The sequence below is a fragment of the Pedobacter vanadiisoli genome, from assembly GCF_042684385.1.
Taxonomy (GTDB): Bacteria; Bacteroidota; Bacteroidia; order Sphingobacteriales; family Sphingobacteriaceae; genus Pedobacter; species Pedobacter vanadiisoli.
Genome location: NZ_JBHULL010000005.1, coordinates 75,067 through 98,610 on the forward strand (window position 1 = coordinate 75,067; position 23,544 = coordinate 98,610).

General features: G+C 38.0%; 25 protein-coding genes. 14 read left to right on the forward strand and 11 right to left on the reverse strand.

What is annotated here, in order from left to right; all coding sequences use genetic code 11:
* Positions 1-86: 86 nt before the first annotated feature.
* Positions 87-305, reverse strand: coding sequence for a DUF6965 family protein (locus tag ACFSR6_RS04180; protein ID WP_379075357.1), 219 nt, complete (start codon positions 303-305; stop codon positions 87-89).
* 188 nt (positions 306-493) lie between these two features.
* Here ACFSR6_RS04180 and ACFSR6_RS04185 point away from each other — a divergent pair, with 188 nt between their 5' ends.
* Positions 494-1,168, forward strand: coding sequence for a competence protein CoiA family protein (locus tag ACFSR6_RS04185; protein WP_379075359.1), 675 nt, complete (start codon positions 494-496; stop codon positions 1,166-1,168).
* Between the two features lie 148 nt (positions 1,169-1,316).
* Here the strand turns inward: ACFSR6_RS04185 and ACFSR6_RS04190 are convergent, their stop codons facing one another.
* Entirely contained in the window at positions 1,317-1,517 is a 201-nt protein-coding gene (locus tag ACFSR6_RS04190; RefSeq protein ID WP_379075362.1) for a hypothetical protein, read from the reverse strand.
* A 253-nt stretch (positions 1,518-1,770) separates the two neighbouring features.
* On the opposite strand from ACFSR6_RS04190, the gene ACFSR6_RS04195 reads away from it, so the two are divergent.
* Entirely contained in the window at positions 1,771-2,352 is a 582-nt protein-coding gene (locus ACFSR6_RS04195) for a molybdenum cofactor guanylyltransferase (RefSeq protein ID WP_379075364.1), read from the forward strand.
* 112 nt (positions 2,353-2,464) lie between these two features.
* Here ACFSR6_RS04195 and ACFSR6_RS04200 read toward each other — a convergent pair whose 3' ends face one another.
* Positions 2,465-3,184: a DUF481 domain-containing protein gene (locus ACFSR6_RS04200; RefSeq protein WP_379075367.1), complete on the reverse strand. Its 720-nt coding sequence runs from the start codon at positions 3,182-3,184 to the stop codon at positions 2,465-2,467.
* Positions 3,185-3,348: 164 nt separating this feature from the next.
* Entirely contained in the window at positions 3,349-4,698 is a 1,350-nt protein-coding gene (locus ACFSR6_RS04205) for an alpha-L-fucosidase (RefSeq protein ID WP_379075369.1), read from the reverse strand.
* Positions 4,699-4,894: 196 nt separating this feature from the next.
* Between ACFSR6_RS04205 and ACFSR6_RS04210 the strand changes: the two genes are divergently transcribed.
* A complete protein-coding gene (locus ACFSR6_RS04210; protein ID WP_379075372.1) occupies positions 4,895-5,746 on the forward strand; it encodes an SDR family oxidoreductase in 852 nt (283 codons plus the stop codon).
* A 71-nt stretch (positions 5,747-5,817) separates the two neighbouring features.
* On the opposite strand, the gene ACFSR6_RS04215 is transcribed toward ACFSR6_RS04210, so the two are convergent.
* Positions 5,818-6,180, reverse strand: a complete 363-nt coding sequence (locus tag ACFSR6_RS04215; protein ID WP_379075375.1) for a response regulator transcription factor — start codon at positions 6,178-6,180, stop codon at positions 5,818-5,820.
* 291 nt (positions 6,181-6,471) lie between these two features.
* Here ACFSR6_RS04215 and ACFSR6_RS04220 point away from each other — a divergent pair, with 291 nt between their 5' ends.
* Positions 6,472-6,786, forward strand: a complete 315-nt coding sequence (locus ACFSR6_RS04220; RefSeq protein ID WP_379075378.1) for a hypothetical protein — start codon at positions 6,472-6,474, stop codon at positions 6,784-6,786.
* 165 nt (positions 6,787-6,951) lie between these two features.
* Here ACFSR6_RS04220 and mnmA read toward each other — a convergent pair whose 3' ends face one another.
* On the reverse strand, positions 6,952-8,043 hold the full coding sequence (mnmA, locus tag ACFSR6_RS04225) for a tRNA 2-thiouridine(34) synthase MnmA (RefSeq protein ID WP_379075381.1): 1,092 nt from the start codon (positions 8,041-8,043) through the stop codon (positions 6,952-6,954).
* A gap of 578 nt (positions 8,044-8,621) precedes the next feature.
* Here mnmA and ACFSR6_RS04230 point away from each other — a divergent pair.
* Positions 8,622-10,907, forward strand: coding sequence for a GH92 family glycosyl hydrolase (locus ACFSR6_RS04230; protein WP_379075383.1), 2,286 nt, complete (start codon positions 8,622-8,624; stop codon positions 10,905-10,907).
* A 215-nt stretch (positions 10,908-11,122) separates the two neighbouring features.
* Here the strand turns inward: ACFSR6_RS04230 and ACFSR6_RS04235 are convergent, their stop codons facing one another.
* Positions 11,123-11,536: an EamA family transporter gene (locus ACFSR6_RS04235; protein ID WP_379075386.1), complete on the reverse strand. Its 414-nt coding sequence runs from the start codon at positions 11,534-11,536 to the stop codon at positions 11,123-11,125.
* A gap of 125 nt (positions 11,537-11,661) precedes the next feature.
* Between ACFSR6_RS04235 and ACFSR6_RS04240 the strand changes: the two genes are divergently transcribed.
* The 5 genes from ACFSR6_RS04240 (at position 11,662) to ACFSR6_RS04260 (ending at position 14,504) form a co-directional block, all read left to right on the forward strand.
* A complete protein-coding gene (locus tag ACFSR6_RS04240; protein WP_379075389.1) occupies positions 11,662-11,991 on the forward strand; it encodes an ArsR/SmtB family transcription factor in 330 nt (109 codons plus the stop codon).
* Positions 11,992-12,028: 37 nt separating this feature from the next.
* Positions 12,029-12,595 carry a DUF6428 family protein gene (locus ACFSR6_RS04245; RefSeq protein WP_379075392.1) on the forward strand — a complete coding sequence of 189 codons (567 nt, stop codon included), beginning with the start codon at positions 12,029-12,031 and terminating at the stop codon, positions 12,593-12,595.
* Between the two features lie 19 nt (positions 12,596-12,614).
* The gene (locus ACFSR6_RS04250; protein WP_379075395.1) at positions 12,615-13,034 is read left to right on the forward strand and encodes an arsenate reductase ArsC; all 420 of its coding nucleotides are present in this window, start codon (positions 12,615-12,617) and stop codon (positions 13,032-13,034) included.
* 1 nt (position 13,035) lies between these two features.
* Complete coding sequence (gene arsB / locus ACFSR6_RS04255) at positions 13,036-14,100, forward strand: ACR3 family arsenite efflux transporter (RefSeq protein WP_379075398.1); 1,065 nt, start codon at positions 13,036-13,038, stop codon at positions 14,098-14,100.
* 101 nt (positions 14,101-14,201) lie between these two features.
* Positions 14,202-14,504, forward strand: coding sequence for a DUF5763 domain-containing protein (locus ACFSR6_RS04260; RefSeq protein ID WP_379076145.1), 303 nt, complete (start codon positions 14,202-14,204; stop codon positions 14,502-14,504).
* Between the two features lie 621 nt (positions 14,505-15,125).
* Here ACFSR6_RS04260 and ACFSR6_RS04265 read toward each other — a convergent pair.
* From ACFSR6_RS04265 to ACFSR6_RS04275, 3 genes are all read right to left on the reverse strand, one after another.
* Positions 15,126-15,977 carry an SDR family oxidoreductase gene (locus ACFSR6_RS04265; RefSeq protein WP_379075401.1) on the reverse strand — a complete coding sequence of 284 codons (852 nt, stop codon included), beginning with the start codon at positions 15,975-15,977 and terminating at the stop codon, positions 15,126-15,128.
* 23 nt (positions 15,978-16,000) lie between these two features.
* Positions 16,001-16,837, reverse strand: a complete 837-nt coding sequence (locus ACFSR6_RS04270; RefSeq protein WP_379075404.1) for an SDR family NAD(P)-dependent oxidoreductase — start codon at positions 16,835-16,837, stop codon at positions 16,001-16,003.
* Positions 16,838-16,925: 88 nt separating this feature from the next.
* Positions 16,926-17,837, reverse strand: coding sequence for a helix-turn-helix domain-containing protein (locus ACFSR6_RS04275; protein ID WP_379075407.1), 912 nt, complete (start codon positions 17,835-17,837; stop codon positions 16,926-16,928).
* A 146-nt stretch (positions 17,838-17,983) separates the two neighbouring features.
* On the opposite strand from ACFSR6_RS04275, the gene ACFSR6_RS04280 reads away from it, so the two are divergent.
* The 4 genes from ACFSR6_RS04280 (at position 17,984) to fabF (ending at position 21,281) form a co-directional block, all read left to right on the forward strand.
* Entirely contained in the window at positions 17,984-18,571 is a 588-nt protein-coding gene (locus tag ACFSR6_RS04280; RefSeq protein WP_379075410.1) for a TetR/AcrR family transcriptional regulator, read from the forward strand.
* A 38-nt stretch (positions 18,572-18,609) separates the two neighbouring features.
* On the forward strand, positions 18,610-19,095 hold the full coding sequence (locus ACFSR6_RS04285; RefSeq protein ID WP_379075413.1) for a PaaI family thioesterase: 486 nt from the start codon (positions 18,610-18,612) through the stop codon (positions 19,093-19,095).
* A gap of 12 nt (positions 19,096-19,107) precedes the next feature.
* Positions 19,108-19,878 (forward strand): SDR family oxidoreductase, encoded by a 771-nt coding sequence (locus ACFSR6_RS04290; RefSeq protein ID WP_379075416.1) that lies wholly within the window; start codon positions 19,108-19,110, stop codon positions 19,876-19,878.
* Between the two features lie 152 nt (positions 19,879-20,030).
* Positions 20,031-21,281 (forward strand): beta-ketoacyl-ACP synthase II, encoded by a 1,251-nt coding sequence (gene fabF / locus ACFSR6_RS04295; protein WP_379075418.1) that lies wholly within the window; start codon positions 20,031-20,033, stop codon positions 21,279-21,281.
* A gap of 394 nt (positions 21,282-21,675) precedes the next feature.
* On the opposite strand, the gene ACFSR6_RS04300 is transcribed toward fabF, so the two are convergent.
* Positions 21,676-23,412 carry a phospho-sugar mutase gene (locus tag ACFSR6_RS04300; RefSeq protein WP_379075421.1) on the reverse strand — a complete coding sequence of 579 codons (1,737 nt, stop codon included), beginning with the start codon at positions 23,410-23,412 and terminating at the stop codon, positions 21,676-21,678.
* Between the last annotated feature and the right edge of the window lie 132 nt (positions 23,413-23,544).

Genomic DNA, 23,544 nt, shown 5'->3' on the forward strand with positions numbered 1-23,544 from the left:
TTCTGCTGAAAAAAATATTTAGCTACGGTTCATATACCTCTACATCTTACTACGTTATTGTAGATCAACGGTTTTTACAAACATTCTTAACCATTAGATTCAATCAGGAGCTTTAAGAGCTTTAAACGATGAATAAGCGGAAGATTCACTTTTGCATCAGGATTAAGCTTTAATGGCGTAAAATGACTCTCTAAAAAGTGAGCATAATCGGTAATCACAGTAGCCTGATTTAGATAAATTGGAACCTGTTGCTTTCCGGCTTGGGTAAAATAATCTTCCAGCTGCTGTATTTCTTGGATAGTCATGCTGCAAAGTTATCATTATGTGATGAATTGGGCTAAATAAAATAAAGCATTATTAAGTATGTGTCTCGTGTTCAATCTAAATAAATTTTAGCCCTGGTTATAAATACCCCAAGTTTGAATTTTAGTACTGAAAATTTTAGTTTAAATTTGTGTTCCCAACTAATTGTTTTTTATGGTGTGGCCAGAGAATGGATAATAGCGAAATGAGAAAAGATATTCCTGGTGTTGAAATTGTTCCAGGTATTTCACGTCGAAAAGAATATTACCGAAAAGAAACCGCATGGCACCGCGATTGGAAATTGGCTTTCCCTCAATCATTTAGAGAAGTTGCTTTTTATGATTTAGCCAATACCGATATTCACCGGGCAGACATTTTTACGCCCTCAGGTTACACCATCGAGTTTCAAAATTCGCCAATTACACTTGCAGAACTCAATAGCAGGGAGGCTTTTTATCCAAATTTGATATGGGTATTAAACGGGAAAAAATTTAAGGGCTTTAAGATATTGAAACATTTACCGGATGTGGATGATCCGAAATTAGATGAATATGAATTCTGCCATTCAGATCACCTTTCGATGGTCAGGAAAACGGAGATTATACAGGGAATACCCAATCCGAAAATACTCAATTTTTATCATCCCGAACTTAAGGGGATTAAATTTACCTCAAACCTATATTCTTTTTGCTGGAAACAACCACATAGCGTATGGTATTCGGCCACAGCTAAAATTATTATTGATTTAGGTGGTCATTTTCTGTACGAATTAAAGCAGCGTAAACAATTAAACGGAAATTACCCTTATTTAAAAATGATAAGCAGGAAAACCTTTGTCGATTGGCATACCCCGCCAGAAATTTAAGGTAAATAAAGAATTATCAATCCTGAAGGGATAATTTTATTGTATAAAATCATTACGAAAAAGCTTTTTCACCAAACGAAGCCTACCTGCAGCAGGTAGGCTTCGTCGTTCTTCCTCACAATTGACGACATTTCTTTTTAAAAATTCTTTACAACTTTACTTTTTTCGCTTTTGGTTCAGATTTTTCAGGTAATTGTATCGATAAAATCAAATCAATACTTTCCGAATTTGTTTCATAATCGGTCGCTATTTTTTCCCATCTTTTGAGTTCTCCTTGCAAGGTTTCAATTTCCTTACTTATTGATTCGATCTTATTTTGGATTGATTTTCTAACGTTAGTATTTGCCATAACACAAAATTATGATTTGATGAGATATCTTTAAACTTCTTTAGGCCAAGCCAACACATAAAAAATGCTATGTGTTCTAATTCAATGAGTTTTATTCTTATAAAATTTTCAACAATGGTGAAGAAATACTGAATCTGTGTGTAATTAGATAAAATTTATAATCATTTGCTATTTTTATCCAGCACCCGTTATAAATTATGAAGAAAATAGTAGTTGCGATGGACAATAAGTTTTTTAGTATTAGATCTTAAATATGTTAGGAATCGTTTTATGTGGTGGACAGAGTTTGCGCATGGGTAGCGATAAAGGCTTGCTCAAACATCAAAATAAGCTTTGGGTACAAGTAGCGGCTGACAAACTCGCGTCACTAAATCTTCCAGTAAAATTCTCGGTCAATCCATCTCAACAGGAAGTTTATGCTGCTTATCTTGGAAAAGGGCAGTTAATCATTGACGATACTTTGCTTGGCGTAAGAGGTCCTTTATTGGGGGTACTTTCTGCTCACCTTTCAAACCCGGAAGAAGATTTGTTTTTATTGGCCTGCGATATGCTACTGATGGAAATCAGGCTAATAGAAAAACTTATAAATCTGTTTGAGCCGGATGACAATTTTGAGGCTTATATTTTCAGCAAAGATGGCCAGCAAGAACCTTTATGTGGTCTTTATAAAGCCAAAGGGTTGAAAAAAATTGTACAATTACTTCAAACGGATGCTTTGGCCAAACACAGTATGAAATACGTTTTAAGTAACTTAAAGGTCTGCGAAGCTGCCCTCGAAAAACAGGATTATAGGTGTTTCGGTAATTTTAATTCACAAGAGGAAATTAATGAGTAATTACCTGGTAACTTTCATAACCTTACCCTCTTAATTCCGTAATAATTGATGTATGCCCTTTAACTATTAATCAGTGACTATCGACTCAAGATTTTGATGATTCCCGATTGTTCTAAAAATACTTATCAAGCGTTAACCCATACGTGAGGTTCAGGTTTTCGCTATGGGTAATATTGAGTTTATTATAATTCAATGCAGTGGTAAGGCTTATCCATTTACGGAGTTTTAATCCAAGTGTGGTGGTTGAGCGGATAATATAATCGCCTTTTCTATCGAAAGCATTTTGCAAAAAATAATTGCCATCAATCGTAATCAGTTCCCTTATGGCAAAGTGATATTGCAGCCTTAATGAGTTACGGTAAGTGTGGTAGCTATCGCCTACAATTAAGCTGCTTTGATCAAATAATACACCATCGCTCAGGTTAATATATGCATTAGGTTTGTCTAATATGCTGTAGGCAATACCTCCGCCTGCAAGCAATTGATTTTTTAACTTTAACGAATAACTCGTGTTGTAATTCACCAAACCCCAATAATAAAAATGCGGAAAAGTTTTGTAGAGGTTAAAGTTTAACGTGGTAGAAAAATCATTATTGGTTAAATCACTGTTCTGTTTGCCATAAAGCCATGCAGTATTGGAATTTAGAACAAAGCTTTTCTTTTTCATGCCAAAATTAAGCGCATTGTTTAATAAATAAGCACGGTCTTCATTGGTACGGTTAATGGATCCGGTTGAAGTGAGCACGACATGATAACTGGTGCTATCCGTATATTGGGCACATAATTTAAAATAGCATAGCAAAAGGCAAAATGGCAATGCAATAAACTTCATAAAACATTAACATTTATCGCGTTCAATATGTTTAGTCAGCGTTTGAACATAAATTACAACTTTACATCGAATTTATCACGTTAAACTCAGTTTGTACTGCGCTCAACGTGATAAATACAAGTTGAATACTATATGCAGTTAACTCGCTGATGAATATAGGTAGATTAATTCAGTGCCAATTCAATTACCGGGATTTGGAAATCCGGTTTCTTCTTAGGTAGTTTTAATACAAGTGTGTTTCCGGTAGATTTTTCGGTATCGATCTGTATTTCAGAGTTGTCATGTAAAAACTGTGCGTATTTTACCTTGTTTTTATATCCATCAAGCGTAATGTAGCCGGTATTTGGATATTCAAACAGGTGTATATATAATTTTCTGGTGTCGTTATTATAAGTGAGTTTTGTTCCCTCAGCCGCTTTAAATTCTGCAGGGGCAAATGTACAATGGTAAATAGATTTCGAATTGGCGTGCATCCAAAGGCTTAGGCTATCCAAAGCAATATTTGCCCGGTTATCAAATTCACCTCGCGCGGTAGGACCAACATTGAGCAATAAGTTACCTCCATTGGCCACCGAAGTAATGAGTAGATCCAATAATTTTTTATTGCTCTTCCAGGTATTTTCGTCACGGTGGTATCCCCAGGATCCTGAAAAGGTTTGACAGGTTTCCCAAACTTTTCCACGGTATTTTTCCAATTCTTTTGTACTAACCTGTTCAGGTGTTTCGAAATCTGTACCATCCTCATAATCATTAAGATCCAAACGGTTATCTACAATAATTTGTGGCTGCAGCTTTCTGATCTGTTTAAGCAGCGCTACCGAACCCCAATCATCACGGCCTTTACCATGTTTACCAGGGTATGAAAAGTCGGCCCAAAGAATGTCGATTTTTCCATACTTGGTTAAAAGCTCCGTTACCTGATCATAGAGGTATTTACGATATTTGGCCATGTCCCTGTTTTTATTCAGTGCCGCATATTCAGCTTCGTTATCATTATTGGGCCTTTGTGGATGATACCTATCAACAGTAAAATCAGGATGGTGCCAATCAATAAGCGAATAATAAAAACCTACTTTAATGCCCTCTGCGCGAAAAGCATCAACAAATTCCTTTACCAGGTCTCTTTTGGCTTGTGTATTGGTTGCTTTATAATTGGTGTATTTGCTGTCAAATAAATTAAAGCCTTCATGGTGTTTGGTCGTCAGTACAGCATATTTCATTCCAGCGGCTTTCGCTTCTTTAGCCCATTTTTTGGCGTCGAATAAATCGGGATTAAACTGCTCGAAGTATTTCTGGTAGTTTTCGTCGCTAATGTGCTCATAGCTTTTAACCCACTCGTGGCGGGCTGGCAGCGCATATAAGCCCCAGTGGATAAACATGCCAAAGCGGGCATCTGTCCACCATTCCATTCTTTTGGTTTTTTGAGCAGCGGTTTCATTGCCTAATCTTTTTTGGGCCAGGCCGGGTAAGGTTAAGCCCAACAGGAGCAAAGCAGATAAAATTGTCTTTCTCATTTCAGTTTCTTTTGGTTAGCATTTAATGGGCTAATTTACTGAGGTATATCCTTTCAAAATGATGGAATATGAGCAAAATATTAAGTTAAATTGGTTTAAATACTGGTGCGTAAGGTTGAAGTTCTTAAAACTTTGAAGAAGTTAGCCTTGTTTAAAGATCAGTATTGTGTTAGAACCTAATTAGACAAAAGAAGCGATGAAAACTCAAAAAACACCTGCCAAACAAAACAAACAGCCAGGAATAGAGGCTAAGATGGATCCTAGACCTGAAGTAATTAAGGCGACTTATAAGGGAGCGGGTAAACTGAATGATAAGGTTGCGTTGATTACCGGAGGAGACAGTGGGATTGGTCGCTCAGTTGCAGTACATTTTGCCAGAGAGGGTGCACATGTAGCCATTGTTTACCTGGATGAAGATATAGATGCAATGGAAACGCAGAAAATGGTTGAAACTGAAGGTAAAAAGTGTTTATTGATTAAAGGAGATGTTAAAAAGCCTGCATTTTGCAAAAAGGCAGTAGAAACGACGGTTAAAAAGTTGGGCAAAATCAATATTTTGGTAAATAATGCCGGGATGCAGATTCCTAAAAAAGATCCAAAAAAGATCGACAATAAACAATTAGAGGATACCTTCCGTACAAACATATTTGGCTACTTCTACTTTGCACATGAAGTATTGGAATATTTTAGCAAAGGCGATACCATCATCAATACTACTTCTGTAACAGCTTACCGTTCTTCGCCAAACCTGATCGATTATTCATCAACAAAGGGAGCGATCACGTCTTTTACCCGCTCTTTAGCTACAAACCTGGCCAAAAAAGGCATCCGTGTAAATGCTGTGGCACCGGGACCAGTATGGACACCACTTATTGTATCTACTTTTGATGAGGAAAAGATTAAGTCGTTTGGAGCTGAAACGGCAATGGAAAGGGCAGGACAACCCTCAGAACTAGCACCATCTTATGTATTCCTCGCTTCTGATGATGCTTCATTTATCACCGGACAGGTGATACATGTCAACGGTGGCGAAGTGGTTAACGGGTAATTTTGAAAAACTTTGATGCCAGAATTCATCAAAAGATTGGTGTTTAATGCCAGGCCTTGTAACGATTTCTTTTAATTGAGTAAATATTTATCTACCCGGTTTGCAAAATCGTTCAGGTCGAAAGGTTTGTTAATGAAATCTTCAGCATCACATTTTGCCTTAACAGCATTCAAATGGTTATTGGCCGACATCATCATTACCGGAATATGGTGTGTTTTGATATTATGTTTCAGCGTATTGCAGATATCCACCCCGCTGCCATCAGGTAACATAATATCGAGAATTACCATATCTGGCAGGTGTTTGCTCATTTGAAACCAAAAATCGCTTGTATTCTGGCAGGTCTTTACCTCGTAAAGTTCTTCGATTAATAAAAATTCGATGATTTCCCTGATGCTGGGATTGTCTTCTACCACATAAATGCACTTTTTCATAATCTTCATTGTTTACTATATGTATAACTATCCTAACTGTCAGTTGTTTAAGGTATTTATTCACAATTTCAGAGTTATTAACCTGATAGCAGGGCTATGTCATGCATTTCTATAATTTTTGTTTTAACTAAAAAAAATATGAAAATAAATTTTAATACTAATTTTTTTAGTATAGATTTGCTTTTAGAGAGACAAGGATACTGGAAATATCGGAAAGATTATTTCTTGTATTAGTTGAAGATTTTTACTCAGTTTTTTAGCTCGGTTTGCTTGCTGATATATTTATTTTTTATGACAGTTACCGTTTTAGCCATATTCGAAACAGATTTTAAACCAGATCTTTCATTAGGCAAGATCATGAATGAAAGACTGAGGATTGCTGCAGCAGATTTACAGGATATCCATTTACAGCATTTACATGCAATTGGGCAGCGTAATGATGATTTAGTGGTTTATATAAGTTATAATCCAAAATATAAAATTAGGTGGCGTGTGGTTAATGATGTTCCCGAAGAAGTAGAGGGGTTTGTAGCCCAAATTTGTGGTAATTTAGGTTATATAGAATGGAAAACGGCTGCAATTAATGTTTTTAAGGGGAATGAATAACTATATGGTATAGTTTCATTATTTCAATGACCTTTAAAAGACGCTGAACAAAATTCATCATGTCTGGTAATCGATAAAACAAAAAACGAGTTACCTTCCGGCAACTCGTTTTTTGTTTTATTAGTAGTCACCCCTCTGGCTTTTAGGGGCTGTATATAAATTTTTTTATACTAAAAAGCCTCCGCCCAATAAATCATTACCTTCATAAAATACAGCTGATTGACCGGGAGCAATTGCTGAAACATGGTGGTCGAATACCACGCGCATTTTATCTTTCTCCTGTACAATGGTACTCAACATCCCCGCATCTTTATAACGTATTTTTGTAATAACATCGTTCATGGGCTCTTCAATACTGGCATATTTAACCAGGTTTATATTGCGCACCATCGCTTCTTTACGTTCCAGTTCTTCAGCTCTGCCCAAAACTACGGTATTGCTTTCGGGAAGGATTTGGGTTACAAACATTGGCTCGCCGAATGCTACCCCAAGGCCCTTACGCTGCCCTATGGTGTAAAAAGGATAACCCTTGTGCTGTCCAACTACCATTCCATTGCTTAAAATGAAATTTCCGCCGGCAACCCTGTCTTCTAAATCTTCCACTTTATGTTTTAAGAATGCCCTGTAATCGTTATCAGGTACGAAACAGATTTCATAACTCTCTGATTTTTTTGCCAGTTCTTCCTGTCCCATATCCAGGGCCATCTGTCTGATTTCAGACTTGGCAAAACTGCCTAAAGGGAATTTCGTTCTGGATAGATTTTCCTGAGAAACACCCCACAATACATAAGACTGATCTTTGTTTTCGTCTTTTCCCTTCGAAATTACATAACGCCCGTTATCTTGCTGGCGGATGTTAGCATAATGTCCTGTGGCTATAAATTCGCAGTCGAGTTTATTGGCACGTTTCAAAAGTGCCTCCCATTTAATATGGGTATTGCATAATACACAAGGGTTAGGCGTTCTTCCGGCAAGGTATTCATCCACAAAATTGTCGATTACATAATCGCCGAATTCATCGCGTATATCCAGAATATAATGCGGAAAACCATAATTTACTGCAAGTGTACGTGCATCGTTAATGCTATCCAACGAGCAACAGCCGGTTTCTTTACTGCTACCGCCAGAACTGGCATAATCCCAGGTCTTCATAGTTAAACCAATAACTTCATAACCCTGCTCATGCAACATTACAGCCGCTACCGAACTATCAACCCCGCCACTCATGGCAACCAGAATTCTACCGTGTTTACTCATCTTAAAAATATAAGGATGCAAAAATAAGGTTTATTTAGCTGAAATTATTTAAAGGAAGTCAGTTACTTGTAAAAAGCGGTTGCTAAATGAGGTAGTTTGTAAAAGGGAGCACTAAGGAGGTTAATATTTTTTTGAAAATGAGCGGTTCTGCTTTAATGGCGGTCTGTAGTCCTGCTATCACTACAAATCCTCACTCATACTTCGCTCCGGTTTTTTCGTTCTATCAGGTTTATTAAACAAAAGTTGGGGGCATAAACCTGCGGGGGTTTTCCATAAAAAAGAACGATGGTTTTGGATTCAATAAACCCGACCGGCCACGTTATCCCGATCTAAAGATCAGTTTTAATTGAAAAACATATTCAATAGGGACTAAGCAGGAGGTGGGATTGCTGCAATCCACGAACCGCAGAACCTGTTTTTCAAATCTGTAGACTCTGATACCGCAATAAAATGTATCTTCAGGAATCTAAAATGTATTTTTTATCTTACTTAAACGTTTTAGTCTTGTGATTTATGCATATTTGAAGATAAATTTATACCTTAGAATTTTCAACAAAACAAGCTAATTTTAAACCAATATGATCAAAAAAGTTATCCTGCCTTGTCTTTTGCTTTCATCGATGATGGCATCGGCACAGCAGAACCTGGTGCAGTATGTGAAGCCCATTATCGGCACCTCAAAAATGGGGCATACTTACCCCGGAGCAACCGTTCCATTTGGTGCGGTGCAGTTAAGCCCCGAAACAGATACTTTATCTTACGAGGTAAATGGCAAATATAATGGCGATGTATATAAATATTGTGCAGGCTACAAATACGAAGATAAAACCATTACAGGCTTTAGCCATACCCATTTTAGCGGCACCGGCCATTCTGACCTGGGCGATTTTCTCATTATGCCTACACAGGGCAAATTACAGTTAAATCCCGGTGTAGCTTCAAATCCTAAGGGCGGCTACCGTTCTGCCTACTCTCATACCAATGAAGTTGCTGAGGCAGGTTACTATAAGGTAAAGCTCGATGACGATAACATCACGGCAGAACTGACCTCAACCACTAGAGTAGGCATGCACCAATATACTTTCCCTAAATCTGATCAATCGCACATTATCCTCGATTTAATGGCAGGTATCTACAATTACGAAGATAAAACCGTGTGGACTTACGTTCGGGTGGTAAACGATACCCTGGTTACCGGTTACCGTCAAACCTATGGATGGGCCAGAACACGAACCGTATATTTTGCAATGAGTTTTTCTAAACCTTTTAAGAGCTACGGACGTAAAAGCTATGATGCAAAGCAGGCATACAGGGGATTTTGGGGTAAATTTAACCAGGAACAGAATTTCCCGGAAATTGCAGGCAAAAAAATAAAAATGTTCTTCGATTTTGATACGCAGGAAGGAGAGAAGATCAAAATTAAATTTGCTTTATCGCCGGTTAGCCAGGAAAATGCCCTGCAGAATATGCGCACAGAAATTTCGGGCTGGGATTTTGAAAAAGTAAAAGCACAGGCACAGGCAATATGGAATAAAGAATTGAATAAAATTCAGGTAAGTACTTCTAACGATAATAAAATAAATTTTTACACTGCTTTATATCATGCCTATATCAATCCGACCACCTATACGGATGTAAACGGTGAATATAAAGGCTTAGATCAGGGAATACATAAAGCAGACGGTTTCACCAATTATACCACATTCTCTCTTTGGGATACTTACCGTGCTTTACACCCATTTTTTAATATTACGCAGCCTGCACGTAGTAACGATATGGTGAAATCAATGCTGGCACATTATGATCAGAGCAGCCTGCACATGTTGCCGATCTGGTCGCATTATGCCAACGATAACTGGTGTATGAGTGGTTACCACAGTGTTTCGGTAATTTCTGATGCCATTATTAAAGGTACTTATACCGGTGATGCCAATAAAGCACTGGATGCCTGCGTTGCTACAGCTAAACATCGCGATTATGAGGGAATTGGTTATTATATGGATAAAGGTTACATTCCTGCCGAAAAATCTGGAATTTCGGTCTCCAATAATTTGGAATATTCTTACGATGACTGGTCAATTGCGCAATTGGCTAAGAAATTGAACCGCATGGATATTTACGACGAATTTATTAAACGTTCAAACAACTGGAAAAACAACTATGACAGTGCTTCCGGTTTTATGCGACCGAAATTGGCCGATGGCACTTTTAAAAAGTCATTTGATCCAAAAGACACAGAGGGTCAGGGGTTTATTGAAGGGAACAGCTGGAACTACAGTTTTTTTGTGCCGCAAGACCCAGCCACACTGATCGAGATGATGGGTGGTAAAAGAAAATTTGCCATGCGTTTAGATACTTTGTTCACCATGCATTTGCCCGATGAGTTTTTTGCGCATACTGAAGATATTACCCGCGAAGGCATTATTGGCGGTTATGTACATGGAAACGAACCTGCACACCACATTGTATATCTTTACAATTGGACCGATCAGCCTTGGAAAACACAGGCCCAGGTTCGCCACATCTTAAACATGCAGTATAAACCTACTGCTGATGGTTTGGGCGGAAATGATGATTGCGGACAAATGAGTGCCTGGTACATGTTTTCTTCATTAGGTTTTTACCCGGTAGCACCAGGTTCTGATGTATACTCTTTAGGTAGCCCATTAGTAAACCATGGCGTAATTAATTTAGAAAATGGTAAAACCTTTACGGTTGAAGCCATTAAACAAAGTGATAAAAATATTTACGTAGAGAAAGTTTTATTGAACGGAAAAGAAATTACCGATCATAGAATTAAACACGCAGATATCACTAACGGTGGAAAGCTTACTTTTTACATGAGCGCAAAGCCTAAGAAATAATTTCTTCTCATCCTGTACAACAAAAACGCCGGCCAATTTTAACCGGCGTTTTGTTTTATGGTCCATTAGTCAATGGGTAATAAGTTGATAGTTGATAGCCAGAAGTTATAATATACTTCGGTACTGCCGATTTCGGAATATTAACCTTAAATTAACTTATTTAGTAAAGCTTAATACTCTTAACTTCTTAATGATAAAAGACTAGCACCAAATCTTCAAAGCAAAATCACCAGACTACCGGCTACAATCATACTGCCGCCGATTAATGTTTTAGCATCAATGGGTTCTTTTAAGATCAAAAAAGCCAGGCCCATTGCAATGGCCACGCTTAACTTATCAATCGGAGCTACTTTAGAAACATTTCCCGTTTCGAGTGCTTTAAAATAGAAAATCCATGATAACCCTGTTGCCAATCCAGATAATCCCAGAAATATCAGGTTGTTTTTACTCAAATTTTTAAGCTGGGAAATTTCTCCTGTTGCTAAAACGATACCCCAGGCAATAAAAAGAATGACTATAGTCCTGATAGCTGTTGCAATATTTCCATTTACACCTTTTAGCCCAACTTTAGCTAAAATGGCTGTTGCGGCTGCAAATAAAGCAGAGAGTATTGCATAAAATTTCCACATGATTTAAAATTTAATTCAAAATACGAATATTTATACATCCCGATAGGAATTCTTTAGCGTTTTCGGACAAGTTAAATATAAATTTTGATACATGTTTTATTTATCGTAATATTGCGATATAAATTATGGGACTTACCAAAACTGAAATCTTTACCGAAGAGCAGAACCAAATGGCTGCTTTGCTAAAAGCGATGGCCCATCCGGCCAGGATAGCCATTCTGCAGCGTATCCTGAAATCAAGCACCTGTATTTGTGGCGATCTGGTTGATGAATTGGGTTTAGCACAGGCAACCATTTCTCAACACTTAAAGGAACTTAAGAATGCTGGCATTATACAGGGCACTATTGAAGGGGTAAGCGTTTGTTATTGCATCGAACCTAAAACCTGGAAATTGCTCCAGAATCAGTTGGGTAATTTCTTCTCATCGTATAAAGGCGAACAAAACTGCTGTTAAAATTTTTTATATAAATCAATCGTTAAATTGCAATATTATGATTAATACTTCTTCTATAGATTGGAGCAGCTTCAAAACTGAACTTCAACAGCGTCCAGAATTGCTATTGCAGTTCCAATATGCTACTGATAAGTGGGTAAATGCGAATTACCACATTACTGAAATTAAACAAGCACCGATTACCTCGGTAGATTGTGGAGGCGTAATGAATGCCTGGACAGAAATTATTGTGCAGTTATGGGAGCCTGCACAAGAGGAGGAGGGCAGGGCAATGCAGGTTAAAAAAGCACTGTCAATCATAGACCTGGTAGAAAGTAAACTGGCTTTAAATCCCAAAGGTATTGTGAAAATTGAATTCGGTAATTCAGGATTTGATACCAGACAGATGTATCCTGGTGAATTTAAAGTAGAGGGTAAAAACCTGGTTATAAGCCTAATACCGGATGCTACACAATGTAAGGCGATAAACCGCGGTGGAAGTTGTGGTACAACTACAACTGGTGCAGAATGTTGTGCACCCGCTCAGCCTGAAAAAAGAAAAATTGAATTGGTGAACCTTGTTGCTGATCAAAATAGTTGTACACCAGGCAGCGGCTGTTGTTAAGAATTTAAATTTTAAAGTAATGAAAAATGTATTAGTACTCTGTACCGGAAACAGCTGCCGTAGTCAACTTGCAGAAGGATATTTAAAATATTTCGCTCAAAACAAAGCAAAAATCTATAGCGCGGGTATCGAAGTGCATGGGGTAAACCCCAAGGCAATAAAAATAATGGCAGAAGATGGGATTGATATTTCCAGTCAAGCATCAAACAACATCGAAGAATACTTTGATGTTCCTTTTGATTATGTGATTACGGTATGCGATCATGCCAGAGAAAGCTGTCCGTATTTTCCAACTCAAGCCATAAAGCTGCACCATAACTTTCCCGACCCTGCCAAAGCCGTAGGTACTGAAGCAGAAATTATGGCACAATTCAGAAGTACGAGAGATTTGGTTAAAGCTTACATCGAGAATTTTGTAAATGAAAATTTAAAAAAATAAGATGTCGGCAAATAATTGTACTCCGGTAGCTAAACGGAAACAGCTAGGTTTTTTGGACCGGTATTTAACGATCTGGATTTTCTTATCAATGCTTTTAGGTGTAGCACTGGGCTTTTTATTCCCTTCATCTGCCATATTGATCAATTCCTTTTCCAGCGGAAGCACGAACATTCCTTTAGCAATTGGATTAATTCTGATGATGTACCCGCCCTTAGCAAAAGTGAATTACCAAAACCTGGGCGAAGTATTTAAAAACACTAGGATTTTAGGGGCTTCTTTGGTTTTAAATTGGGTTATTGGACCATTTTTAATGTTTTTTCTGGCAATTATTTTTTTACATGGTTATCCCGAATACATGGTCGGTTTAATTATGGTCGGCCTGGCAAGATGTATCGCAATGGTTGTGGTGTGGAATGAACTGGCAGAGGGAAACCGCGAATATGCTGCCGGTTTGATTGCCCTCAACAGTATTTTTCAGGTATTGTTGTACAGTGTATTTGCTTATTTCTTTATCACCATTTTACCTCCTGTGTTTGGTTTAAAAGGCTTAATGGTATCTATTTCAATTTTAGAGATTGCAAAAAGCGTAAGCATTTACCTGGGTATTCCGTTTGTATTAGGCATTTTAAGTCAAAAAATCCTTATTAAATGGAAGGGAGAAACATGGTTCCGCACAATCTTCATTCCTGCAATTTCCCCTGTAACGCTAATGGCTTTGCTATTTACCATTGTGGTGATGTTCAGTTTAAAAGGAGAATTAATTGTGCAGATCCCGCTTGATGTGTTGAGGATTGCCTTACCTTTAATCATTTATTTTGTGATAATGTTTGTAATCAGTTTCTTCACAGGTAAATATTTTGGCGCTGATTATAGCAAAAGTACCGCTATTGCTTTTACCGCCACAGGCAACAACTTCGAATTGGCTATTGCTGTGGCCATTGGTGTATTCGGCATCCATTCAGGCCAGGCATTTGCCGGTGTAATTGGCCCTTTGGTAGAGGTTCCTGCTCTAATTGCTTTGGTGAATTTAGCGAAATGGTTCAGCAGGAGATATTTTAGTGTTTAAGATTTTCAATATTTAATCATAAATTAGAAATCTAAATTTAATACAAGCTCTTAATCCTGTAATCATTGAAGATATTTTATACTTTCCTATTGGGCAGCTTATTGTTATTCGATAGCTTTTCTCCAAAAACAAATACACTAAAGGAGCCAGTTGCTACTTGTTACGGGCTAAATCCTTGCGGTGCATGTTCTAACTGTTCGGCTTGTAAATACTGCAATAATGGTGGATCTTGCGGCATCTGTAGCTCGAAAAGTTCAGGATTTAAAAGTCAGTATCGCAGACCGAATAAAACTGGTAATTCTGCTTCAGTTTATGTTGGACAATGCAGGGCGTTAACCAAAAAAGGCACTAGATGCAAAAGAAGCAGCGATGGTAGCGGTTATTGCTGGCAGCATAATAAATAAAACAACACTAGCTTATCTTCATTAAACTTAATTGATATGTCCCAATTGCTAATATTGTTTTTTGTACAGTCACAGTTTATAGGTTTTGGCTTCTGGAGTATCTGGTATAGCATCTTTCATGTATCGCCAACCATACAGAGATTAGATAGGACACCTGTTTTAGTAATTAGATATACAGGGATTATTTACTTAGTTGTGAGAATGAGTACCGCCTTGTTTTATATTTACAATTCTAAGGATAGAGACAGATATATTGATTATTATTTCGGAAATGACCTGATCCATTTTTATATAGATTTGATATGGTATCTTTTATTAAGTCAATTAATTTGGATTAATTTTTTCTTAAAATCCAGATGGTATAGGCTTATTAATGGATTATTGGCTATAATTCCAATTTCTTTTATAACTAGTTTATTGGAGCGGTTCGATGGCGCTTCCCATTATCATATTTCATCACCCCGGAATTAAATATTTTTGTTTTTTATTTGATAAACTTGTGGATTTACTTAATGGCCATGTTGGTGATTAAATTTTTTATGGACAAATGGAGTAATTTAAAAATAGTTATCAGGTAATTTATCACGGATCAATTGACGATTAATCCGTGATAAACTAAATTTAAGCATTCACCTCATCAAAATTGGTGGCAGTTGCTAAATATTTCCAATTGGCCATATCTCTTTGTACATCTGCAATTTTAGCATCTGCAACCTGGTAAGCATCAGGTCCAAGGAATAAATGAATTGGCGGATTTTCGCTTTTTGCAGCTTCAATAATCACCTCAGCTGCTTTGGCCGGATCGCCAGGCTGTTGGTTATTGATGTCGTTCTGGTGTGCAGCCTGCGATTCACGTACTTCTTTATAAGCCTCAATCGGTTCATTTGGCACAGCTAAAGATCCTTCGGTTAAAAACGCAGTTCTGAAATAGCCCGGTTCCACAACTGTTGCTTTTATCCCCATTGATTTTACTTCAGCAGCCAGCGATTCGGTAAAGCCCGCTACCGCAAATTTAGTGGCGCAATAAATACCAAAACCTGGGAAATTGCCTGAAAAGCCACCAATGGATGAAATATTGAAAATGTGACCTGATTTTTGTTTTCGTAACTGAGGAAGCACTTTTCTGATCACATTTAAGGAACCGAAAACATTTACATCAAAATTCTCCCGCGATTCTTTATCGCTTAACTCTTCCAACGCACCAAGCATGCCATAGCCTGCATTGTTTACTACCACATCTACCTTTCCAAATTTGCTAATGGTCTGGCTCACTGCAGCTTCTACACTATCTTCGTTTATTAAATCAACACTGAGCGGTAAGAAGTCTTCGTGTTCACCTACAGCTTTGATTAAATCGCTTAAATTTCTTGAAGTTGCGGCTACTTTAAAGCCATTGTTTAATAATGTTCTTACTAAGGTAAGTCCCAGGCCTTTTGATGCACCTGTTACAAACCAAATTTTTTGATTTTCCATGATAATTTTTTGTATGTGTAAAATTAATTTTCGTCAAAATCTGTCGAAATTGTGATGGCTTTCCAGTCTTTAAACTCTTTTATTAAAGCCTCTACCTTATTGTTTGCCCTTTGAAAAGCGTCATTCCCTAAAAGTAAATGTAGTGGTGGATTAGGCATACTGGCCAGAGAAATCATGGCAGCTGCTGCTTTTTCCGGATCTCCGGCCTGTTGGCCATCCATTTTTAAATATTTAGCATGTACGGCCCTTACTTCTTCATATTCGGCAATAGGATTGGCTGCCAAAATCAACGAATCAGGAGTTAAGAAACTGGTTCTGAAAGCTCCTGGTGCCACAACAGTTACTTTTACACCAAATTCTTTAAGGTCTTCGGCCAATACTTCAGATAAAGCAATAACAGCCGATTTTGCTGCAGCGTAAACAGCCCAGCCTGTTGCGCCGGCAATGCCTGCAATTGATGCAATATTGATAATATGTCCAGAGTGTTGCGCCCTTAAATAAGGCGAAGCTTTTCTGATCACGTTTAATGTTCCGAAAACATTTACATCAAAACTATCGCGTGTTTCGGTATCAGTCAATTCTTCGATGCTGCCCCCGATACCATAACCGGCATTATTGATCACCACATCAATCCTTCCGAATTTTGCAATGGTGGCCTGTACTGCTTCTTCCACATTTTTTTCATCGGCCAGGTTAACAGCCAGTGGAAGGAATTTTTCTGCATTTGTATTTACAGCTTTTTTAAGTTCATCAATATTTCTTGAAGTAGCCACAACAGACTGGCCAGCTTTAAGCAATTGATTTACCAGACTTAATCCTAAGCCTTTTGAAGCCCCGGTAATAAACCAAACTTTTTTCATGCCCATAATTTTATTGTTTTTCTTAACACAAAATTACAGTACAGGTGGCTTCAGTTTATTACGTTAATCAAACGTATGATTACGAAATTCAAACAATTCGATAAGAAGTAGGAGTATGGTTGGTCAATTTTTTAAAAAAGTTATTAAAATGTGTCGGTTCTTCAAAGCCCAGGCAATAACCAATTTCCGATATATTCCAGTCGGTATGTTTTAACAGGGCCTTTGCTTCACTTAACAAACGCTCTGTGATATAGTTTGTAGTAGTTTTGCCGGTAGTTTCTTTAATAGCCCGGTTTAAATGATTTACATGCACCGAAAGTTGTGCGGCATAATCTTTTGCCGAACGCATGGTAAACCTTTGGGTAGTGGTTTCGATTGGGAATTGGCGCTCCAACAGTTCTGTAAATACTGAGGTAATGCGTGCATTGGCGTCGGTATGTCTGAATAAATTTTCTGAAGGTTCTGTTTTTAAAGCAAAATGTGTGATTTCTGTAATGTAATTGCGGAGTAGATCATATTTATAAATATAATCGGTATTAATTTCATCAAACATTTTAGCGAAAATGGCCTCAATCTGTTTGTCCTGCTGCTCATTTAAAATATATGCGGGCTTTCCACCTGGGGTAAACATAGGCAGGTCGCCTATATTTCCACGGATCTTTTCCTTGAAAAAAGCTTCAGTAAAAATACAGAAATAACCTGTTACCTCACTTTGTTTACCACTGGCAAGCTCCCAGGTATAAGGTACAAGTGGGTTGAAAAAAATTAAAGCTGTGCCGTTAATCTCAATGCTTTTATCGGCATAATGGTAAACATTATGGCCGCGGGTGAGGCAGATTTTGTAATAATCCCTGCGGTTATAGCTCATCGGCTTACTATCATCCCTTAAGCAATCTTCCAGCTTAAAAACGTTAAAGTGGCCAACACCATTCTGTAGGTTATCTGGGAGAAAACTGAATTTGTTCTGATAAAAGTCCTCAATCGTTTCTGGCTTGTTCATAAGTCAAAGTTACAAAATTCAAACCTAAAATGAATTTTCGAATTTGAAGAAACCCCATGATGTAATTAAAAGGAGATTCTTATGATAAAAATATTTGTATTTAATATACCGATCGGTATATATTTGTAACGTTAATTTCAAAGAAGATGAACAAGGCAGAAAAAACGAGAAATTTCATTGTAGAGAAAACCGCACCAATTTTTAATATGAAAGGTTACGCGGGCACTTCTTTAAATGATATCACCGCTGCTACAGGCCTGACCAAAGGCAGTATTTATGGCAACTTCGCCAATAAGGACGAAGTGGCATTGGCTGCTTTCGATTATAACCTGAAAAATGTTTTATCGAGGGTAGAAAAGGAAATTAACAAGCAAAAATACGTAAAGGATAAATTATTGGTTTACATTAATATTTATCAAAATGTGATTAGCGGTAAGGTAACAGAAGGTGGCTGTCCGATTTTAAATACCGCAATTGATGCCGATGATACCCACCCGGCATTAAGAGAAAGGGCTGTGAAAGCTGTGATTTCCTGGAAGAACAGCATTATGAAACTGGTTGAAGCTGGTATCGCTGCCAAAGAAATAAATGCTGCGCATAATGCCGAGCAGGTTGCACTTACCATTATTGCCATGGTAGAAGGGGGAATTATGATTTCAAGGTTGACCGCAAAACCTGCCCATTGGAATTTAATTATGGATTCATTAAAAAAATATGTTGATAGCCTCAGCTAAAAATTTTTAACTAAAAATATACCGATTGGTATTTTAATATGAAAAGAAGTAGAACAATTACCTGGGAAGACCCCATGGATGGCGCAAAAGAAGCCATGCAAATGGATGGAATTGCTTATTTACAAGCCATGAGCGATCATAAACTTCCTTTGCCACCGCTTCTGCATACATTAGATTTTAGTGTTAGCCTAATTGAAGCGGGAAACGTAGTTTTTGAATTTACGCCTCAGGAATTTCATTACAACCCGATTGGCACCGTGCATGGTGGGGTAATCACCGCTATTTTGGATTCGGCTATGGGTTGTTCGGTCCATTCACTTTTACTTGCCGGTAAAGGCTATACCACTTTAGAGCTGAAGGTAAATTTCCTGAAAGCCATTACCGTAAAAACCGGGAAACTAAAAACCCTGGGTAAGGTGATCAACCTCGGCGGCCGTACCGCTTTAGTAGAAGCACAATTACTTGATGAGAATAATATTGTCTATGCTCACGCAGTGAGCACTTGTTTAATCTTAAAATTTTAAAAAAAATATAAAATGAAAACTTCACAAAATACCGTTTTATTGATCGGCGGCACCGCTGGCATTGGTTTAGAAATTGCCAAACAATTAACTGCTTTAAACAACCATGTCATTATTACCGGCAGAAACCGGGAACGACTGGACGCAGTTGCTGCATCACTCCAAAATGTTACCACTATTCTATCTGATGTAAGTAAGGCCGCAGATGTAGATCTATTGGTAGAAAGAATCAAAGCTGAATTTCCTCAATTGAATATCGTGATCAATAATGCGGGTAGGGCAATTCTTTACAATCTGGCCGATCCAAACCAGGATGCTTTTACTAATGCTGAAGATGAGATGCTTACCAATTACCTATCTATCATCAGGATTAACCAAAAGTTATTGCCTGTTTTGTTAGCACAGGAATCATCTGCAATTGTTAATGTCTCATCAATTGTGGCTTATGTCCCGGGAATAAGTTTGCCTACCTATGCAGCCAGTAAAGCCGCACTTCATTCGTATAGTACTTCATTAAGATTAAGTTTAGAGGAAACGCCTGTAAAGGTTTTTGAATTGATGCCTCCTTTGGTAGATACTGAATTTTCAAAAGAAATAGGTGGACACAATGGTATCAAACCATCTGTTGTAGCAGATGATTTATTGGCTGCCTTGGCCAATGACGAATATGAAATTAGGGTGGGCGATACGGCAAAGATATACGAATTGTTCAGGCAGTCGCCCATTGATGCTTTAAATGTAATGAATGCCAGCAGAAAGGCCGCGATTGATTCTATCCAGCATTAACTTCTAATAACAGGCAAGGATTTCCTTTGCTTTTATTATGACATTTTTCACCGCAGGAATGTTTACTTTCGCGGCAATAAGTGTAAAAAGCTCAAATGATCAAATCTATTACATGGTGTGGTCATTTGAGCTTCGTGACTAAAAAAAATAAAATGAAAAGAGTAGTAGTAACAGGTTTGGGCGCTATAACCCCGCTTGGCAATACTGTTGAGCAGTTTTGGCAGCAGATTTTAGCTGGTAAAAGTGGTATTGGCCCGATTACAAAATTTGATCCGGCTAAGTTTAAAACGCAATTTGCAGGCGAAGTAAAGGATTTTAATCCTGAAGAATACCTGGAGAAAAAAGAAATTAAAAAGTACGACCTTTTTACGCAATATGCGATTGGCTCGAGTGATCAGGCAATAAAAGATGCAGGGTTGGATTTCGGTAATATGAACGATGACCAGCTAGCCGAAGTTGGGGTAATTTGGGCAACAGGGAACGGCGGCATTGGTACTTTTGAATCGCAATTGGAAGAATTTCATGCCGGAGATGGAACACCAAGGTTTAATCCTTATTTCATTCCTAAAATGATTGTTGATATTGCCGCCGGAGCGATTTCTATCCGCCATAAACTACGCGGACCGAATTATTGTACGGTTTCGGCATGTGCTTCATCAAATACTGCAATTATTAATGCTTTTGATACCATCCGTTTAGGTAAGGCAAACGTAATGATAGCTGGTGGTTCGGAGGCGGCCCTGACCAAATCATCATTTGGAGGATTTAATGCTGCCCAGGCTTTATCTAAAAATAACGAGGATCCGCAAGGTGCGTCCAAGCCTTTTGACAAAGACAGGGATGGTTTTGTGATGAGCGAAGGTGCTGGGGCCCTGGTTTTAGAAGAACTGGAACATGCTTTACAACGTGGTGCGCATATTTATGCTGAAATTGTTGGTGGTGGAATGGCTGCAGATGCCTATCACCTTACCGGAACGCCACCTGATGGGATAGGTGCTGCTTTGGGGATGACAAAAGCATTAAAGGATGCAGGCATTACTGCAGATAAAATCGATTATATTAATGCACATGCCACTTCAACCGGTTTAGGCGATTTAAGTGAATTACAGGGAATTAATACTGTTTTTAATGGGCTACCCGTGGTAATTGGTGCAACTAAATCCATGACAGGTCATTTATTGGGCGCTGCCGGTGCCGTTGAGAGTTTAATCAGTGTTTTATCCATCAGGGATAATGTAATTCCACCTACCATTAACACTAAAAATCTTGACGAAAACATTCCGGAAGGACTAAAGATTGTATTGGCTGAGCCGATTAAAAAAGAAATCAATTATGTACTAAATAACACTTTTGGTTTCGGTGGGCATGCAGCGAGTACTATTTTTAAAAAATATAAAGCTTAGTAGCCTGAACTCGATAATTATTTAGTGAAAAATTGCTTTATAAATACCACTGACTAGGCCGATTCGTCATGCTGAATTCATTTCAGCATCTTTTTAGCAGGAAAGACCCTGAAATAAATTCAGGGTGACGAGCGCTTTAAACTAAAAATCCAATTTAAGCTGCTAAAAGGTAATATCAATTATCGAACTCAGATTAGTATTTATAGATCATATATTAACTTGATTTACAGGTCTTAGTATATGCTAAGACCTTTTTTTGTGGGTTCTTTTGGTCCTTCCTTATCTGACAGCTATCCTGAAGGGATAATGGAACGATACAAAAAAGCACAGGTAAAAATTATTTACCTGTGCTTATTCTTTAATGTACGGTGTACCGGGGCAAATTAGGGTAAAACTATGCCTGCAAATCGGCCATTATTGTTTTAATCTTTTCTCCAAGTTGCGCGTTAACTGCATCAAAGTCTTTTCTGTCAGCCAAAGGTGCATTAACACTGCAGTAGAATTTAATTTTTGGTTCTGTGCCGCTCGGACGTGCAGAAACAATACTGCCATCTTCGGTAATAAACTGTAAAACGTCAGAAGTTGGATAGTCCAATTTAGTTACTTTACCTGTTGCTAAATCAGTTTCCTGGCTTAGTTCGTAATCTTTCAATACCGAAACTTTAGATCCGCCTAAACTCGCAGGAGGATTTTCTCTGAATTTAACCATCATCGCTTTAATTTCTTCGGCTCCTGATTTGCCTTTTTTGGTTAACGAAACTAAATCTTCTTTGTAAAGGCCATATTCTACATACATGTCAAGCAATGCATTATATAAGCTCGCACCTTTATCTTTGTAATAGGCTGTCATTTCCGAAATGAAAGCAGCAGAAACCACGGCATCCTTATCACGTACCAGGTCACCGATCAGGTAACCATAACTCTCTTCTCCACCTCCGATAAAGTATTTTTTACCTTCCAGTTCTGTCATTAACTGGCCAATGTATTTAAATCCTGTTAACGTATTATAATAGGTTACATTTTTCTTTTTGGCAATCTCTTCGATCAGGTTGGAAGTTACAATGGTTTTTACAATAAACTGGTTTCCATCCAATTTACCACTGTCTTGCCAGGCTGATAACAAATAATTGATCAGTAAACTACCGGTTTGGTTACCGTTAAGCAATACCCAATTGCCATTATTATCTTTTACGGCAATACCTACACGGTCAGCATCAGGGTCAGTTGCCAATACCAGGTCGGCATCAATTTCCTTTGCCTTGTTCATGGCCAAAGTCAAAGCTTCTTTTTCCTCCGGATTAGGATATACTACCGTAGGGAAATTTCCATCCGGTCTGCTCTGCTCTTCCACAATGGTTACATTGGTGAAACCAAATTGTTCAAGTGCTTTAGGCACCAGGGTGATACCTGTTCCGTGGATAGGAGAGTACACAATTTTTAAATCGTGCTGTCTTTTAATGGCCTCCGGAGAAATAGAAAGTGCAGTAATGCCATCAAGGTAAGCTTTATCTACATCCTCGCCAATGAGTTGGATATTGGCATCTACACGGTCAAATTTAACCTCGTCTATACTTTTAATTTTATTTACCTCATCAATCACCAGTTTATCGTCAGGAGAAGTAAACTGACCACCATCGGCACCATAAGCCTTATAGCCGTTGTATTCTTTAGGGTTATGTGATGCTGTTAGCATTACCCCGCTTTTACAACCAAAATAACGTACTGCAAATGACAGTTCCGGTGTTGGTCTTAAGGCAGAAAAGAAATAAACTTGGATACCGTTAGCAGAGAAAACATCTGCTGTAATTTTAGCAAAATAATCAGAATTATTACGGCTATCGTGGGCAATGGCCACGCTGATTTTTTCACCAGGATATTTGTTATTTAAATAATTGGCAAGCCCCTGTGTGGCAGTACCAATGGTATATTTGTTGATGCGGTTGGAACCTGCGCCCATAATGCCGCGCAAGCCACCTGTACCAAATTCTAAACTTTTATAAAATGCATCAGTTAATTCGGTAGTTGCATCTTTATCTACAAGGGCCTGTATTTCTGCCTTGGTATTTTCATCATAATTCCCACTTAACCACTGATTGATTGTGGTTTGCGTTGACTGGTCAATTGCTTGCATTGAGCTGTTTATTTAATTTAATTTCTGGTGTTGAACAAATTTTAACGGATGATGTTTGGTTTAAAGCCATTTATTTTAATCCATCCAAATTTTATTTTGTTGAGGGTGTTGCTTTTAAGCTGCTTTTGCTTA